Origin of the sequence: Frateuria sp., from assembly GCF_035944355.1 — a bacterium.
In the GTDB taxonomy this organism is placed as follows: Bacteria; Pseudomonadota; Gammaproteobacteria; order Xanthomonadales; family Rhodanobacteraceae; genus Frateuria_A.
On the sequence record NZ_DASZBH010000001.1, the window covers coordinates 24,173 to 41,116 of the forward strand.

The 16,944-nt window shown below is 67.7% G+C and carries 9 protein-coding genes; 5 read left to right on the plus strand and 4 right to left on the minus strand.

Annotated elements, in window-relative coordinates; all coding sequences use genetic code 11:
• Nucleotides 1-89: 89 nt before the first annotated feature.
• Both VGU03_RS00100 and VGU03_RS00105 read right to left on the minus strand, forming a co-directional pair.
• Nucleotides 90-1,169, minus strand: a complete 1,080-nt coding sequence (locus tag VGU03_RS00100) for a homocysteine S-methyltransferase family protein (protein ID WP_327477593.1) — start codon at nt 1,167-1,169, stop codon at nt 90-92.
• Nucleotides 1,170-1,252: 83 nt separating this feature from the next.
• Entirely contained in the window at nt 1,253-2,179 is a 927-nt protein-coding gene (locus VGU03_RS00105) for a metalloregulator ArsR/SmtB family transcription factor (protein WP_327477595.1), read from the minus strand.
• 163 nt (nt 2,180-2,342) lie between these two features.
• Here VGU03_RS00105 and VGU03_RS00110 point away from each other — a divergent pair, with 163 nt between their 5' ends.
• The gene (locus VGU03_RS00110; RefSeq protein ID WP_327477596.1) at nt 2,343-3,503 is read left to right on the plus strand and encodes an acyl-CoA dehydrogenase family protein; all 1,161 of its coding nucleotides are present in this window, start codon (nt 2,343-2,345) and stop codon (nt 3,501-3,503) included.
• A gap of 204 nt (nt 3,504-3,707) precedes the next feature.
• On the opposite strand, the gene VGU03_RS00115 is transcribed toward VGU03_RS00110, so the two are convergent.
• Together VGU03_RS00115 and VGU03_RS00120 are read right to left on the minus strand one after the other, a co-directional pair.
• On the minus strand, nt 3,708-6,884 hold the full coding sequence (locus VGU03_RS00115; RefSeq protein ID WP_327477597.1) for an efflux RND transporter permease subunit: 3,177 nt from the start codon (nt 6,882-6,884) through the stop codon (nt 3,708-3,710).
• 13 nt (nt 6,885-6,897) lie between these two features.
• On the minus strand, nt 6,898-8,082 hold the full coding sequence (locus VGU03_RS00120) for an efflux RND transporter periplasmic adaptor subunit (RefSeq protein WP_327477598.1): 1,185 nt from the start codon (nt 8,080-8,082) through the stop codon (nt 6,898-6,900).
• Nucleotides 8,083-8,511: 429 nt separating this feature from the next.
• Between VGU03_RS00120 and VGU03_RS00125 the strand changes: the two genes are divergently transcribed.
• From VGU03_RS00125 to VGU03_RS00140, 4 genes are all read left to right on the plus strand, one after another.
• Nucleotides 8,512-13,455 carry an NAD-glutamate dehydrogenase gene (locus tag VGU03_RS00125; protein WP_327477599.1) on the plus strand — a complete coding sequence of 1,648 codons (4,944 nt, stop codon included), beginning with the start codon at nt 8,512-8,514 and terminating at the stop codon, nt 13,453-13,455.
• Between the two features lie 838 nt (nt 13,456-14,293).
• Nucleotides 14,294-14,962, plus strand: coding sequence for a hypothetical protein (locus VGU03_RS00130; RefSeq protein WP_327477600.1), 669 nt, complete (start codon nt 14,294-14,296; stop codon nt 14,960-14,962).
• 134 nt (nt 14,963-15,096) lie between these two features.
• Nucleotides 15,097-15,858: an NAD kinase gene (locus tag VGU03_RS00135; RefSeq protein ID WP_327477601.1), complete on the plus strand. Its 762-nt coding sequence runs from the start codon at nt 15,097-15,099 to the stop codon at nt 15,856-15,858.
• A 139-nt stretch (nt 15,859-15,997) separates the two neighbouring features.
• Complete coding sequence (locus VGU03_RS00140; RefSeq protein WP_327477602.1) at nt 15,998-16,921, plus strand: 5'-nucleotidase; 924 nt, start codon at nt 15,998-16,000, stop codon at nt 16,919-16,921.
• The last annotated feature ends 23 nt before the right edge of the window (nt 16,922-16,944 follow it).

The window sequence follows — 16,944 nt, forward strand, 5'->3', positions numbered from 1 at the left end:
TGCCGGGATATCGCTAGAGCGGCCCCTCACCCCAACCCTCTTCCCCATCCTGGACAAGGGACGGGGGAGAGGGAGCTGGTGCGCGGTGTTCATGCAGCCACCTGCACGGCGCCGGGCAGCCGCCTGGGCGCACAGCCCCGCACCGCCTCGGCGATCGCAGCGATATGCGCCGGCGTGGTGCCGCAGCAGCCGCCGACCAGGTTGAGCAAGCCGTCGCGGGCGAATCCGCCGATCACCGCGGCCATCTGCGCGGGCGTTTCGTCGTACTCGGCGAAGGCGTTGGGCAGGCCGGCGTTGGGATGGGTGCTGACGTAGCAGTCGGCGATGTCGGCGAGGGTCTGCACGTGAGGCCGCAGATCGGCCGCGCCGAGCGCACAGTTGAGGCCCACGGCCAGCGGCCGGGCATGGCTGACCGAGTAGTAGAAGGCTTCGGCCGTCTGGCCCGAGAGCGTGCGGCCGGAGCGGTCGGTGATGGTGCCGGAGATCATCACCGGCACGCGCGCGCCGCGCTGGCGGAACAGTTCGGACAGCGCAAACAGGGCCGCCTTCGCATTGAGCGTGTCGAAGATGGTCTCCACCATCACCACGTCCGCACCACCGTCGACAAGGCCGGCGGCCGACTCGGCGTAGTTCGCCGCCAGTTCCTCGAAGGTGACGTTGCGGAAGCCCGGATCGTTGACGTCCGGCGAGAGCGAGGCCGTGCGGCTGGTCGGGCCGAGCACGCCGATGGCGAAGCGCGGCCTGTCCGGCGTTTTGGCCGTGAAAGCGTCGCAGGCCAGGCGCGCCAGCCGGGCGCCTTCCCGGTTCAACTCGTAGGCCAGATGCTGGAGGTGATAGTCGGCCTGGCTGATGCGGGTGGAGTTGAAGGTATTGGTCTCGACCAGGTCGGCGCCGGCCGCGAGATAGGCCTCGTGCACGCCGCGGATCAGCTCCGGGCGGGTGAGCGTGAGCAGGTCGTTGTTGCCCTTGAGGTCGCAGCCGCCGGGATGGGCATGGTCGTGCTGGCTGTCGTGCCCGTGGGTGAAGCGCTCGCCGCGGAAGCCGGCTTCGTCCAGCGCGTGCCCTTGCAGCATGGTGCCCATGGCGCCGTCGAGGATCAGGATGCGCTCGCGCAGCGCCCGTTCGAGCTGGGCGACGCGGTCGGGGTGAAGCCAGGGCAGGGTGGTCATGTTCGTTCTTCCAGCGGTTCGGGCCTGGGGCGGCTTGCCCATCGGCCCTTGGGCACTTTCCCCGCGCGGGGAGAGGATCGGGTTCAGGGCTTTCGGGCGAGCAGGCTGATGACTTCGAAGTGCGGGGCCTTGCGCTCGCGGCTCAGGCGGACGCAACTGGAAACGGTCAGCCCGGCGTCGGTAGCCAGGCGGGAAAGCTCGTCCGCGGCGAACCCCAGGTTGCGGTGGTCGAACGGCTCGACGACCGCGCGATGGGCGTGCTTGCCCAGCGTCACCGCCAGCAGCCGGCCGCCGCTGCGCAACAGACGCGCGGCCTCGGCCACGGCCTGGGCCGGGCGCTCGGCGTAGGTCAGCGCGTGCAGCATCAGCACCAGGTCGAAGCGGCGCTTGCCCAGGTCCAGCGCATGCATGTCGCCCTGGCGCACTTCGACGTTGCCGAACGCTTTCAGGCGCTGCGCGGCAGCGGCCGCTACGCGCTCGCTGGAATCGACGCAGACGATCGAGCGCGCATGCGGCGCCAGCAGCTCGGCGGTGACGCCGTCGCCCGAGGCGATGTCCAGTACGTCGCCGGTTTCCAGCAGTTGCAGCAGCGAGCGGGCGAGGGTTTCCCAGGTGCGGCCGGGGGAGTAGTGGCGCTCCATGTCGCCGGCGACGGTGTCGGCCCAGCCTTCCTCGCGGGCGCGGTTGGCGAGCACCGCTGGCAGGCGCGCGGCATCCTCGCGCAGCAGCGCGTCGTCGATGCTCTCGCGCAGCGAGTGCAGCAGCGCGTGCTGGTGCGAGTCGCCCTCGTTGTTGGCGCGGTAGTAGGCGGACACGCCGGCGCGGCGGTCGCGCACCAGTTCGGCCTCCTTGAGCTTGGCCAGGTGCGTGGAGACGCGCGGCTGCGCCAGGTGCAGCACCTGCGCCAACTCGGCCACGGTCAGTTCCTCGCGCTCCAGCAGGGCGAGCAGGCGCACGCGGGTCGGGTCGGCCAGCAGGCGCAGAACGCCGGAGGCGGTCGCCAGATCCATTTCCATCCTTTTATCGCGATGCGAAGATGGATAGGCTAGGCGGCGATGCCATGGGCGTCAAGGGCGGCGCGCCGTTGGTGCGGGATCGCGGGCCCGATCCACCCCACGGGGGCGCACGCCGATCCGCTAAACTAGCGGGCTTCGCCAAGCCTTGGAGCCGCCCATGGATTTCCGTTTTACCGAAGACCAGCTCTCGATCCAATCCATCGCCCGCGATTTCGCGCAAAAGCGCATCGCGCCGGTGGCGGCCGAGCTGGACGCCAAGGGCCAGTTCCCGCTCGAGAACATCCAGGAAATGGGCCAGCTCGGCCTGATGGGCATCGAGGTGCCGGCCGAGTACGGCGGTGCCGGCATGGACCCGATCGCCTACGTGCTGGCGATGATCGAGATCGCCGCGGCGGACGCCGCTACCTCGACCATCATGTCGGTCAACAATTCGCTGTTCTGCAACGGCATCCTCAAGCACGGCACCGAGGAGCAGAAGCAGACCTACGTGCGCGCGATCGCTTCGGGCGAGGCCATCGGCGCCTATGCGCTGACCGAGCCGCAATCCGGCTCCGACGCGTCCAACATGCACACCCGCGCGGTGAAGAACGCCGACGGCGACTGGGTGATCAACGGCAAGAAGAGCTGGATCACCTCAGGTCCCGTGGCGCGCTACATCGTGCTGTTCGCGATCACCACGCCGGGCATCGGCGCCAAGGGCGTGTCGGCGTTCATCATCGACACCAAGCGCCCGGGCTTCCACGCCGGCAAGACCGAGCCGAAACTCGGTATTCGCGCATCCGCTACCTGCGAGATCGAGTTCAACGACTACGTCTGCCCGAAGGAAAACCTGCTCGGGCAGGAGGGCAAGGGTTTCGCCATCGCCATGGGCGTGCTGGATGCCGGCCGCATCGGCATCGCCTCGCAGGCCGTGGGCATCGCCCGCGCCGCCTACGAGGCCACGCTGCAGTGGTCGCGCGACCGCAAGGCGTTCGGCACGCCGATCGGCACGTTCCAGATGACCCAGGCCAAGATCGCCGACATGAAGTGCAAGCTCGATGCGGCCACCCTGCTCACCCTGCGCGCCGCATGGGCCAAGGGCGAGGCCGAGAAGAACGGCGGGCGCTTCGGCACCGAGGCGGCGATCGCCAAGCTGACCGCTTCGGAGGCGGCGATGTGGATCAGCCACCAGGCCGTGCAGATCCATGGCGGCATGGGCTACTCCAAGGAGATGCCGCTGGAGCGCTATTTCCGCGACGCCAAGATCACCGAGATCTACGAAGGCACCAGCGAGATCCAGCGCATCGTGATCGCCCGCAACGAGACCGGGCTGCGCTGAGCCCCCTGCTCCCTTCTGGAGCGGGGTGAAGGTTTGCGGTAACGGTGACCATCGCCAGGTGGTTTGCACGCTTGGCAAGGACACAAGTAAAGAGCCCGGGCATTGCCCGGGCTTTTTCTTTGCGAGTCCGAGGCGAGCCCCGGCCCCTCACCCGGGCTCTCTCCCCCATCCTTGATAAGCAACGGGGGAGGGAGCGTCGGTCGGCTAGTGCCCGCGACGTGGATCCGAATCGAAGGTGTGCGGACCGTCCAGGCCGGGCCTGGCCGGGCCGTCGCCATCGAGCTTGTCGCCCAGCAAGCGGCGCACCACCACGTAGAACACCGGGATCAGCAGCACGCCCAGGAAAGTGGCGAACAGCATGCCGCCGATCACGCCGGTGCCGATCGCATGACGGGCGTTGGCGCCGGCGCCGGAGGAAATGAACAGCGGGAACACGCCCAGGATGAACGCCAGCGAGGTCATCAGGATCGGCCGCAATCGCAGGCGCGCCGCTTCGATCACGCCGGCGCGCAGCGTCTGGCCGTGGGCTTGCTGCTCCACCGCGAACTCCACGATCAGGATCGCGTTCTTCGCCGCCAGGCCGATCACCGTGATCAGGCCGACCTTGAAGTAGATGTCGTTGGGCAGCCCGCGCAGCAGTGTGAACACCACGGCGCCGAGCAGGCCCAGCGGCAGCACCAGCAGCACCGACACCGGGATCGACCAACTCTCGTAGAGCGCGGCCAGCGCCAGGAACACGATCACGATCGACAGCACCATCAGCAGCGTGGCGGCGTTGCCCGAGAGGATCTCCTGGTAGGACTGGCCGGTCCAGTCGAAGCCGTAGCCCTTGGGCAGATCGTTGGTCACGATCTTCTCCATCTCGTTCATCGCCTCGCCCGAGGCGTGTCCGGGGGCGGGCGAGCCGACGATCTCCACCGCGGCGTAGCCGTTGTAACGGGTCAGCGAAGGCGAACCCATCTGCCAGTCCGCATGCACCACGTTCGACAGCGGAATCATGTCGGGCGTGCCGGCACCGGCGGTCTGCGTGCTGCTGGGCGTGAAGAAGTGCTGCAGCGCATCCGGGCTCATGCGATAGGGCGCGTCGGCCTGCATGATCACGCGCTTGACGCGCCCACCGTAGGTGAAGTCGTTGACGTATACGGGGGCCAACATCAGGCCGATGGCGTTGTAGATGTCGCCTACCGACAGGCCCATCGACTGCGCCTGCACGCGGTCCACGTCCAGGTGCAGCTGCGGCGAATCCTCCAGCGCATTGGGCCGCACCCCGGTCAGCAGCGAATCCTGGCTGGCCTTGCCCAGCAGCATGTTGCGGGCCTGCGTCAGCGCCTCGCGGCCGGCGCCGCTGCGGTCCTGCAGGTACATGTCGAAGCCGCCGAACTGGCCCAGGCCCTGCACCGTGGGGATGTTCACCACGAAGATGCGCGCGTCATGGATCTGGAACAGTTCGCCATTGGCGCGCTGGATGAACTCCGCCGCGGTGTCCTTGCGGTCGGCCCAATCCTTGAGCTTGATGAACGCCATGCCCGCGTTCTCGCCCGAACCGATGAAGCTGAAGCCGGCCACCTGCAGCACGGTGTCGACCGAGGGATCCTTCTTCAGGATCTTCAGCATCTGGCCCATCACTTCTTCGGTGCGCTGCTTGGTGGCGCCCGGCGGCAGCTGGATCACCGAAAGCGCGTAGCCCTGGTCTTCCTCCGGCAGGAAGCTGCCGGGCAGGCGGGTGTAGAGAAAGCCGGCCAGCACCGCGATCAGCACGAACAGGAGCATCCAGCGCGGCGCGTGCCGCACGGCGCCGCCGACGTGGCCGGTATAGGTGCGCGTGGTCCATTCGAAGAACTGGTTGAACTTGCGGAAGACCACGTTCTTCTTCTTGTGGTGTTCCGGCTGCAGGAAGCTCGCGCACAGCGCCGGCGTGAAGGACAGCGCCAGGAAAGCCGAGAACGCCATCGACACCGCGATGGTCAGCGCGAACTGCTTGTAGATGATGCCCGAGGCGCCCGGCTGCAGCGCCGAGGGCACGAACACCGCCGTCAGCACCACGGTGATCGCCACCACGGCGCCGGTGATCTGGGCCATCGCCTTGCGGGTGGCCTCCTTCGGCGGCAGGTTCTCCTCGGTCATGATGCGTTCGACGTTCTCGATCACCACGATCGCGTCGTCCACCACGATGCCGATGGCCAGCACCATGCCGAACAGGGTCAGCTGGTTGATCGTGAAACCCAGCACCAGCATGCCCAGGAAGGTTCCCAGCAGGGCCACCGGGATGACCAGCGTCGGGATGATCGTGGCGCGGATGTTCTGCAGGAACAGCCACATCACGAAGAATACCAGGATGATCGCCTCGATCAGCGTGTGCACCACCTCGTCGATGGAGATCCTCACGAACGAGGTGCTGTCGTACGGGCTGAACCAGCTCACGCCCGGCGGGAAGCTGGGGGCGAGCTCGTCCATCTTGCCGCGCACCGCGGTGGCCACGTTGAGCGCGTTGGCGCCGGGCAGCAGCTGGATCGCGAAGGCGCCGATCGGCTTGCCGTCGACGGTGGTGTCGAAGCCGTAGTTGCCTGGGCCGAAGCTGATACGCGCCACGTCGCCGAGCTTGACCGTGGTGCCGTCCGGATTGGCGCGCAGGATGATCCCGGCGAACTGGTCGGGGCTGGTGAAGCGGCCCTCGGTCGACACCGTTGCCGTGAAACCCTCGCCGGGCAGGGCCGGATCGGCGCCGATCGAACCGGCGGCGAACTGCACGTTCTGCTCCTTGATCGCGTTCAGTACCTGGGTGGCCGACAGGCTGTAACCCTGCAGCTTGTCCGGGTCGAGCCAGATGCGCATGGCGTACTCGGAGCCGAACTGCTGGGTGCTGCCCACGCCGGGTACGCGCGAGATCTGGTCGAGCACCTGCGAGCCGACGATGTCGCTCAGCCGGTCGCGGTCGATGTTCGGATTGTCGGACTTCAGCGCCACGACCATCAGGAAGCCGGCGTTGGCCTTGGCCACCACCACGCCTTGCTGGGTCACTTCCGAGGGCAGGCGCGGCGTGGCCAATGCGACCTTGTTCTGTACCTGCACCTGCGCGATGTCGGGATCGGTGCCGCTTTCGAAGGTCAGCGTGATGCTGGCGCGGCCGCTGGAGCTGGAGGAGGAGCTGAAGTACAGCAGGTGGTCGATGCCGGTCAGCTGCTGCTCGATCACCTGGGTGACGGCTTTCTCGGTGGTCTCGGCGCTGGCGCCGGGGTAGGAGGCGTTCACCGTCACCGAAGGCGGCGCGATGTTCGGGTAGGACTCCACGCCCAGGTTGAGGATGGCCAGCACGCCGCCCAGCGAGATCAGGATGGCCACCACCCACGCGAAGATCGGGCGGTCGATGAAAAAACTCGGCATGGTCTTGGCTCCGTTACTTGCCGCGCGCGGTCGCGGCGGCGGCAGGGGCCTTGCCAGCGGATGCCGGCGGCTGCCACGGAGAGGCATTGGCCGGGGCCCCTTCCTTGACGTTCTGCACGCCCGAGACGATCACCTTCTCGTCCGCCTTGAGGCCGCCGGTGACGACCCAGTCGTTGCCGGCCATCCCGCTGGTGGTCACGTCGCGGCGGACGACCTTGCCGTCGGCGCCGACGGTGAAGACGTAGGCGCCCACCGTGTCGCGCAGCACCGCCGGCTGCGGGACTAGGAACACGTTGTGGCGCTGGCCCAGCGAAGCGGCGATGGTGACGTACATGCCCGGCAACAGGGTGCGCTGCGGATTGGGAATGCGTGCGCGCAGCTTCACCGCACCAGTGGCCGGATCGACCGTAGTGGAAGAAAAGTCCAGCGTGCCCGCCTCGCCGTACGTGCTGCCGTCGGGCAGCGTCACCCGCACGGTGGCGTTGGCGTTGCCTGCCAGCGACACGTTGCCCTGGCCCTGCGCCTGGCGCAGCTGCTCCAGCTCGGCCACGCTCATGGTGAAGTTCACGTACAGCGGGTCGATCTGGTCGACGGTGGTGAGCAGCGTGGCCTCGCCCTGACCGACCAGCGCGCCCTCGGTGACCTGCTGCTGGCCGGCGCGGCCGTCGATCGGCGAGCGAACGTCGGCATAGCCCAGGTTGATCTGCGCCGACTGCACGTTGGCGCGCGCCTGCTGCATGGCGGCCGCGGCGCTGCGTTCGGCGGCCAGCGCATTGTCCAGGTCGGCCTTGGACACGTAGCCCTTGGGCGCCAGCTCGCGGGCTCGCTGGGCATTGATCTTGGCGTTGGTGTAGCTCGCCTGCGCCTGCGCGAGGTTGCCCTGCGCCGCGCCCAGTGCGGCCTTCAGCGGCGCCGGGTCGATCTGGAACAGCAACTGCCCCTGCTTGACGTCGGTGCCTTCCTCGTAAGTGCGTTTGACGAGCACGCCGGGCACGCGGGCCCGCACGTCCGCGCTGCGGAAGGCCGACAGTCTGCCGACCAGGTCCTTGGTCAGCGGCACGGTCTGCGGCTTGACGGTGATGACGCCCACTTGCGGCGGCGGCATCTGCTGCTGCCCCTGCGGCTGGCCCTTGCCGCAGGCGGCCAGGGTGAGCAGGCCGAGGCACAGGGCCAGGGTGCGCGTTGTCGTGGACTTCATGGGAACTCCATTCTTCTTATGAGGCGTGTCAGGGTGCGGCGAGAAAGCCGGCGAGCATACGAGCGTCGCCGTGACCGACCAGTGCCAATGGTCGTGGCGCGGCGTGTCGACGGCGGGGCCACCGCCGGCTGGAAATGCGCAACTATACCGTCGAGTTTACATTTTGCGAACCGCGCCAGCCAGGACTTGCGCGTTACCGAGCGTTGTGAACAAAGCCGGTCGCAAGGGATGCCTCATCGGTCGGCACCGGAGCACGACGAAGCTCGGCACCGGCGATCGACATGAGCCTCGATGAAAAGCGCGCAACGGGCTTGAGCCCCCGCAACTTCAGGCTCCGTCGGTGGAATCGCCCTGACGCCCGGCGTATCCTTTTCGGGCTTTGCGCGTCCCCGGCGCGGGCACTTTCGTTTCCACTGACAAGCAGATGCCATGAATGCCATTCGCGCGACCAGCGACAGTGCGGTTCCCCCGGCTGTTTTCGAGGAACTGAAGAACAGCGGCTTTCCGACCCAGCGCCTTGATGAGGCGCAATTTTTTATCGGCGCCTTCTTCGCGCGGATGGCGCACAGCGACGTGGACCTGCATACGCCGGCGGAATGGGCCTCACTCATCGCCGGTCTGCTCGATTTCCTTCAGCAGCGCGAGCCGGGCCGCGCCAAGGTGCGCGTGCTCAACCCCGGGCGCGGCCATGCGGGCCGCAGCGTGGTCGAAGTGGTCACGGACGACATGCCCTTCCTGGTCGACACGGTCAGCATGATCGTGTCGGAACAGCTGCAGATCCATGCGGTGATCCATCCGGTGGTCAAGGCCGCACGCGACGCCAGGGGCCAGCTCCAGCGCCTGGGCGGCGAGACCGGCGCGGCCGAGTCGGTGATGCATTTCGAGGTCGACCGCGTGGCCGACGAGGCCGCTCAGGCCGCGCTCCAGGCCCGCGTGGAAGCGGCGCTGGAAGACGTGCGCGCCGCGGTGGGCGACTGGTCGGCCATGCGCGACAAGGCGTTGGCGGTGGCGGCCGAGCTGCCGCAGCGCAAGCTGCCGATGGACGAACGCTCGGTGGGCGAGGCCGCCGATTTCCTGCGCTGGCTCGCCGATGACAACTTCACCTTCCTCGGCTACCGCGAGTACGAGGTGACCGAGGCCGACGGCGAGGACGTGCTGCGCGCCATCGACAGCTCCGGCCTGGGCATCCTGCGCGGCAGCGAGCGCTCGGTGGCGCCGCGCTCGTTGCGCAGCCTGGTCGCCTCGGAGTTGCCGCAGTCCGGCGCCACCGATGCGATCATCCTGACCAAGACCAACGCGCGCTCGCACGTGCACCGCCCCGGCTACATGGATTACGTGGGCGTGCTCAAGTTCGACGCGAGCGGCAGGCCGGTGGCCGAGCAGCGCTTCCTCGGCCTGTTCACTTCCAATGCCTACATGGTCCGCCCGCAGGACGTGCCGCTGGTGCGCCAGCGGGTCGAGGCGGTCATGTGCCGCTCCGGCCTGAAGCGCGATTCATATTCGGGCAAGTCGCTGCGGCACATCCTGGAGACTCTGCCGCGCGACGAGCTGTTCCAGAGCAGCGAGGAGGAACTGTTCTCCATCGCCAGCGGCATCCTCGAGCTGCGCCAGCGTGCGCGCACGCGCCTGTTCGTGCGTCGCGACCGCTATGGCCGCTTCTACACCTGCCTGGTCTACGTGCCTCGCGAGCGCTTCAACACCACCGTGCGCGAGCGCATCGAGCACCTGCTGCGCGACGCCCTGCACGGCGAGCACGTCGATTCGGCCGTGTTGATGGGCGAGGCCGCGCTGGCGCGCCTGCACGTGGTGGTGCGCCCGAAGATCGGCGACCGCACGGCATACGACACGGCGGCCCTGGAGCAGTCCGTGGCCTCGATCGTGCGCAACTGGCACGACGACGTGCGCGACGCGTTGGTGCGCGCGCGCGGCGACCACGAGGGCGTGGTGCTGGCCAACCGCTATGCCAAGGCGTTGCCGGTCGGCTACGCCGACGAGGTGAGCCCGGAGGTGGCCGCCGAAGACGTCCACGAGCTGTCGCTGCTGGAAGGCGACGATGCCGTGCGCATGTCCTTCTACCACCCGCCGCAGCGGCCGGACGAGCTGCGTTTCAAGGTCTACCGCTCCGGCGGCGACATCGCCCTGTCCGAAGTTCTGCCGCAGCTGGAGAACCTGGGGCTGCGCGTGCTCACCGAGCACGTCTACGACGTCGACACCGGCGGCACGCCGCTGTTCATCCAGGACTTCGAGGTGCAGCCGGTCGGCCATCTCACCTTCACCGTGGAGCAGGTCGGCACGCTGTTCGAGGACGCCTTCGAGCAGATCTGGCGCGGCAACGCCGAGAACGACGGCTTCAACCGGCTGGTGCTGGGCGCCAAGCTCAACTGGCGCCAGGTCGCCATGCTGCGCGGCTACTGCAAGTACCTGCTGCAGACCGGCGTGTCGTTCTCGCAGGCCTACATGGAGGATGCGCTCAACCGCTATCCGGCCATCGCCGGCCTGTTCGTGGAATTGTTCAACGCCAAGTTCGATCCGCGCCGCGAGAGCCTGTCGGCCGCGGAACTCAAGACCGCCGGCGAGCTGCTCGACGCCGAGATGCGCTTGCTGATCCCGGGCAACGTGCAGGCGGCGCAGCCGGGGCTGGTCGATGGCCTGGTGGCGATGCTCTCGCGTCCGCGCGCCGAGCAGGTGTCGACCATCGAGGAGGCCATCGGCCTGCTGCTGGAGAACGTCGCCAGCCTGGACGACGACCGCATCCTGCGCAGCTTCCTGGGCGTGATCCGCGCCACCTTGCGCACGAGCTTCTTCCAGCAGTGGGACGGCGCCTATCGTCCGTACATCAGCTACAAGTTCGACTCGCACAAGGTGCCCGACCTGCCCAAGCCGGTGCCCTACCGCGAGATCTTCGTCTCCGCCGCGCGCGTGGAAGGCATCCACTTGCGCTTCGGCGCGGTGGCGCGCGGCGGCCTGCGCTGGTCCGATCGCCGCGAGGACTTCCGCACGGAAGTGCTCGGCCTGGTCAAGGCGCAGATGGTCAAGAACACCGTGATCGTGCCGGTCGGCTCCAAGGGCGGCTTCTTCGTCAAGCGCCCGCCTATGCCGACGGGTGGCGGCGGCGACCGCGACGCGCAGCTGGCCGAGGGCATCGCCTGCTACAAGATGTTCATCAACGGCCTGCTCGACATCACCGACAACCTGGTCGAGGGCAAGGTGGTGCCGCCGCACGAGGTGGTGCGCCACGACCTGGACGATCCGTACCTGGTGGTCGCGGCCGACAAGGGCACGGCGACGTTCTCCGACATCGCCAATGCGATCTCGATCGAGCACAACTTCTGGCTGGGCGACGCGTTCGCCTCCGGCGGCTCGAACGGCTATGACCACAAGGGCATGGGCATCACCGCCAAGGGCGCCTGGGAATCGGTCAAGCGCCACTTCCGCGCGTTGGGCCGCGACTCGCAACGCCAAGACTTCACCTGCGTGGGCATCGGCGACATGTCCGGCGACGTGTTCGGCAACGGCATGCTGCTGTCCGAGCACATCCGCCTGCTGGCCGCGTTCGACCACCGACACATCTTCCTGGACCCCAACCCGGACGCGGCCAAATCCTTCGCCGAGCGCCAGCGCATGTTCAAGCTGCCGCGTTCGAGCTGGGACGATTACGACAGGTCGCTGATCTCCGAAGGCGGCGGCATCTACGCCCGCAGCCTGAAGTCGATCCCGGTGTCCCCGCAGGTGCGCGAGGCGCTGGGCATCAAGGGTGACGCCACCCACCTGACGCCCGCGGAGCTGATGAGCGCGATTCTCAGGGCGCCGGTCGACCTGCTGTGGAACGGCGGCATCGGCACCTACGTGAAGTCTTCGCATGAGAGCAACGCCGACGTCGGCGACCGCGCCAACAACGCCTTGCGCATCAACGGCGCCGAGCTGCGCTGCAAGGTCGTGGGCGAGGGCGGCAACCTGGGCTTCACCCAGAAGGGCCGCATCGAGGCCGCCCAGCACGGCGTGCTGCTCAACACCGACTTCATCGACAACTCCGCCGGCGTGGACACCTCCGACCACGAGGTGAACATCAAGATTCTGCTCAACGACGCGGTGCGCCGCGGCGAGCTGACCGAGGAAGGCCGCAACAAGCAGCTGGCCGCGATGACCGACGAGGTCGCGCAACTGGTGCTGTGGGACAACTACCGCCAGAACCAGGCGATCACCCTGATGGAGCACCAGTCGGTCAAGCGGCTGGGCTCGATGGCGCACTTCATCCGCGAACTGGAGGCCGAGGGCCTGCTCGACCGCCAGGTCGAGAACCTGCCCTCCGACGCGGAGCTGACCGAGCGCAAGACCCGCCACCAGGGGCTGACCCGGCCGGAGCTGGCGGTGCTCTTGTCCTACGACAAGATCAAGCTGTTCCAGCAGCTGCTCGAGTCGGACGTGCCGGAAGATCCGTACCTGTCCAAGGAGCTGGTGCGCTATTTCCCCGAGCCGTTGCACGGGAAGTACGCGGCCAACATGCAGCGCCATCGCCTCAAGCGCGAGATCATCGCCACCGCGGTGACCAACTCCACGATCAACCGCATGGGCGCCACCTTCATGATGCGCATGCAGGAGGACACCGGGCAGGGCCCGGCGGCGATCGCCAAGGCCTACACCGCCGCGCGCGAGATCCTGGATGCCCGCGAACTTTGGGCGCAGATCGAGGCGCTGGACAGCAAGGTCGCGGAGGACACGCAGATCGACGCGATCATGCAGATCTGGTCGCAACTGCGGCACATGACCCGCTGGCTGCTCAACCGCCCCGGCGGCACGCTGGACATCGCCGCCAACGTGGAGCGCTACCTGGGCGGCGTCACCGCGCTGCGCAAGGCGTTGCCCGATGCGCTTACCGAGACGGGCAAGGCCGACTTCGAGCTGAGCTGCGAGAAGTGGGAAGGCCTGGGCGTGCCCAAGGAACTGGCCGTGCGGCTGGGCCGCATATCGGTGCTGCGCGCCGTGCTGGACATGTGCGAAGTGGCCCAGCAGAGCGGCCAACCGATCGCGACCGTCGCTCGCGTGTTCTACGAACTGGGCGAGCGGCTCGACCTGGAGTGGCTGCGCGGCCAGATCGAGGCGCTGCCGGTGGAAGGCCACTGGCACGCGCAGGCACGCGGCTCGCTGCTGGACGAGCTCAACCACCAGCATCGTGCGCTGGCCCAGCAGGTGCTGGCCCTGGCCGGCGACCGCAAGGATGTCTCGCCGGTGCAGGCCTGGCTGGATCGCGACGACGCCACGCTCAAGTACACCCGCAGCATGCTGGCGGAGATCCTGACCCAGAACGCCGACTATCCGATCGCCTCGGTCGCGGTGCGGCGCCTGGCGCAGCTGGCGCAGGTGCCGGTGCAATAAGGCCGCGGACCGGTTCCCGCTGCGGCGGGAACCGGTCCGACCTGTCGCGGCGCTGCCGCGCCAGTGCGCGCCATCACGTGTTGGCGTAGGGCTTTTCTGATATTCCGCGCTGGCGTCCAACCGCTGGTAACTGCGGAGCTAGACTGCGCCCTCTCCTAGGGATGGGGGCGCAGCCATGAGCGGCAGAGCCAAGGCGCTTGCGGTCGGCATGTCAGGCATGACCGCACTGGTCGCGGGCGCCTACCTGGCGGGTTTCCTGACGCTGTGGCTGCTGGAGCTCGCGATTCCGCTGGATCCTGTGCCTTTCGCCCGATCCGCGGGTGCGGATCAGCGAACTCCAGACCCATCGGCGCCATTCTCTAATCCGACGATCCGCACACGGACTCGTCCTGGACCGCGCAGGCGCGCACGGCCTTCTTCGGTTTCGCCTCCCTCATCTTCGAAAGCCGGGACCAACTGGTCCGTCGGCAGGCCGCTTCGGACCCGAACACCGATTCCTCCTTTCCGAGCTTCGAGCGGACCTACCGGCTGTCCTCCGGCAACGGCCAGGCCAGCCTGAAGGAGCAGATCGCATGCTGGCTGGCCGGTGCCGATTTCCTCGGGGAGCAGACGCGCACCGCGCTGTCGGGCCTGTGTGGCCTGGCAGCGATTGCGGCGACTCGGGGTGAGTCCGAAATCGGCGCCGCGCGTGGGCGAATAGCGGCGGGGTACCGGCCACGCTGATGCAGCGTGCGGCGAGGTGAGCCGGACAACTTCATTCAAACGTGTTCAGGCTTCTTGCTGCCGGACACGTCGCTTCCTCGGGGTGCAGCGATGATCCGTGAGAGGGGGAGAAAAGATGAAAGCTCAACCGATCCTTGGTGCGTTTGTGCTCGGCCTTTCATCCATGTGCGTGCCCGTGATTTCGCCCTCGGCGAGAGCCGAGTCCGTGCCGGAAGCCGGCTTGACGATGTGCGAAAAAGCCGACCAGGTCGTTTTCTCGTGCCCGTTGAGCGGAGGAAAGGTCGTATCGATCTGTGCCGCAGCCGAATCGGGCCAGCAGAGCGTCCGCTTTTACTACGCGTTTGGACGTCCGGGGGCGTCGGAATACCTCTATCCGAATGCAAACGCTGACGCGAGGAGCGCCTTTTTCAGCTCGCACCTGGTGTATGGCAGGTCGACCGGCGGCATGGCTTACTCGTTCGCCGATGGCGTCTACAAATACGTCGTCTATTCGATCTCCGGAGCCGGGGCGCAGGCCGGAGGGGTGCTCGTCCAGAGCATCGAGGCGCCGTATGCGGCCAGCGAAATGAAATGCCAGCCCGGCAAGATAATCGAGTCCGACAATGACGCCTTGATGGATTCGGTCATGACGTGGGGCCGCGATCCGGACATAGCCAAGCCCCCGGGCTGCCTGCAAACGTCGATCGTTTGTTTCCAGGCATGGGCCCCGGCGGTGGAACTCGAACGTCAGAGTCGTTCCCCGGTTCGTCGATCCGGCGGGCAGATCCCGCTCTCGGGGGGATGAAGGCGGAAGTTTTCCGTCCCCACGTATGGCCGCCGCAACCCCTGGCTCGCGCATGGGGCCACGCGGCGGCTCGCTTGCATCGCCGCGCCGGCCGCTGCGTTAAGCTCATGGTATTTCCGCCATACCGGACGCCCATGCGCTTTGCCTTCGTCGCCAGCGAGACTGGCATCGCCCAGCAGGCCCGCCGCAAGTTGGTCGAGCGCTACGGTGACGTGCCGCCGCTGGAAGCGGAGGTGATCGTGGCGCTGGGCGGCGACGGATTCATGTTGCGCACGCTGCATGTCCATCGTGCACTGGACCTGCCGGTGTACGGCATGAAACTGGGGCGCGTCGGCTTCCTGATGAACAAGCACCAGCTCGACGACCTCCCGGGGCGGGTCGAGCGCGCCCACGCGGCCGTGCTTTATCCATTGCAGATGCGCACCACCGACGTGCACGGCAACGAACAGCAGGCCCTGGCCTTCAACGAGGTGTCGCTGCTGCGCCAGACCAACCAGGCGGCGCACCTGGAAGTGAGCCTCAACGAGGCGGTGAAGATCCCGGCGCTGGTCTGCGACGGCATCATGGTGGCCACGCCCGCCGGTTCCACCGCGTACAACCTGTCCGCACACGGCCCGATCCTCCCGCTGGATGCCAACGTGCTGGCGCTGACGCCGATCAGCCCGTTCCGCCCACGCCGCTGGCGGGGTGCGATCCTGCCGCATCGCACGCTGGTGACGCTGCGCGTGCTCGACCCGGGCAAGCGCCCGGTAAGCGCCACCGCCGATTTCCTGGAGGTGCGCGACGTGCGCACGGTGACCATCTGCCAGGCGCAGGAGCGCGGCGTGAAGCTGCTGTTCGATCCGGAGCACAACCTGGAACAGCGCATCCTGGACGAGCAGTTCGCGGCGGAATAGGGCGGTTCCCAACCGAGACCTCCCCCGTTCCGCTGCCCGAATTTGAGCCGCCCTGACCGCCTCGTAGGGAAAGGTGCCGGCAGGACGGATGGGACGATTCGTCCCACGCCTACCGTTCGCCTTTGCTAGATTGGAACGCATGACCGCACCCGATGCCCATGATCCCGGCGCCAGCACGGACAACCGCCTGGTGGTTGCCATCTCCTCGCGTGCGCTGTTCGACCTCGGGGACAGCCATGCCTTGTTCGAGCGCGACGGGCTGGACGCCTACCGCCGCTTCCAGATCGAGCACGAGAACGAGATCCTCCCGCCCGGCGTCGCCTTCCCGCTGGTGCAGAAGCTGCTGGGCCTCAACAAGCTCGCGGGCGACGTGCCGCCGGTGGAAGTGATCCTGCTTTCGCGCAATTCCGGCGATACCGGCCTGCGCATCTTCAACGCCATCCAGCACCACGGGCTCGAGATCAGCCGTGCCGCCTTCACCAGCGGCGCGCCGACCTCGGACTACATCGCGCCGTTCAAGGCCGACCTGTTCCTCTCGGCCAACGCCGAGGACGTGGGCCGGGCGCTCGCGGCCGGCGTTGCGGCGGCCACCATCCTTCCCAGCACCGCGCCGCCCCGCGCCAGCGAGCAGCTGCGCATCGCCTTCGATGGCGATGCGGTGATCTTCGGCGACGAGGGCGAGCGGGTGTCGCGCGAGGAAGGCCTCGAAGCGTTTCATCGCCGCGAGACCGAGCATGCCGCCGAGCCGCTGTCGGTAGGCCCTTTCCGCGGCTTCCTCACGGCGTTGCACCGCCTGCAGACCGCATTTCCGGCGGAAGACTCGCCCATCCGCACCGCGCTGGTCACCGCCCGTTCCGCCCCGGCGCACAAGCGCGTGATCCTCACCCTGCGTCGCTGGGGCGTGCGCATCGACGAGGCGCTGTTCCTGGGCGGACGCGACAAGGGCCCGTTCCTGGACGCCTTCGGCGCCGACATTTTCTTCGACGACTCGCTCGCCAACGTCGAGTCGGCGCGCAAGCACGTCGCCACCGGGCACGTGCCGCACGGGGTGAGCAACCGCTGAGGGAGCCCGGGCACGGATGAGCT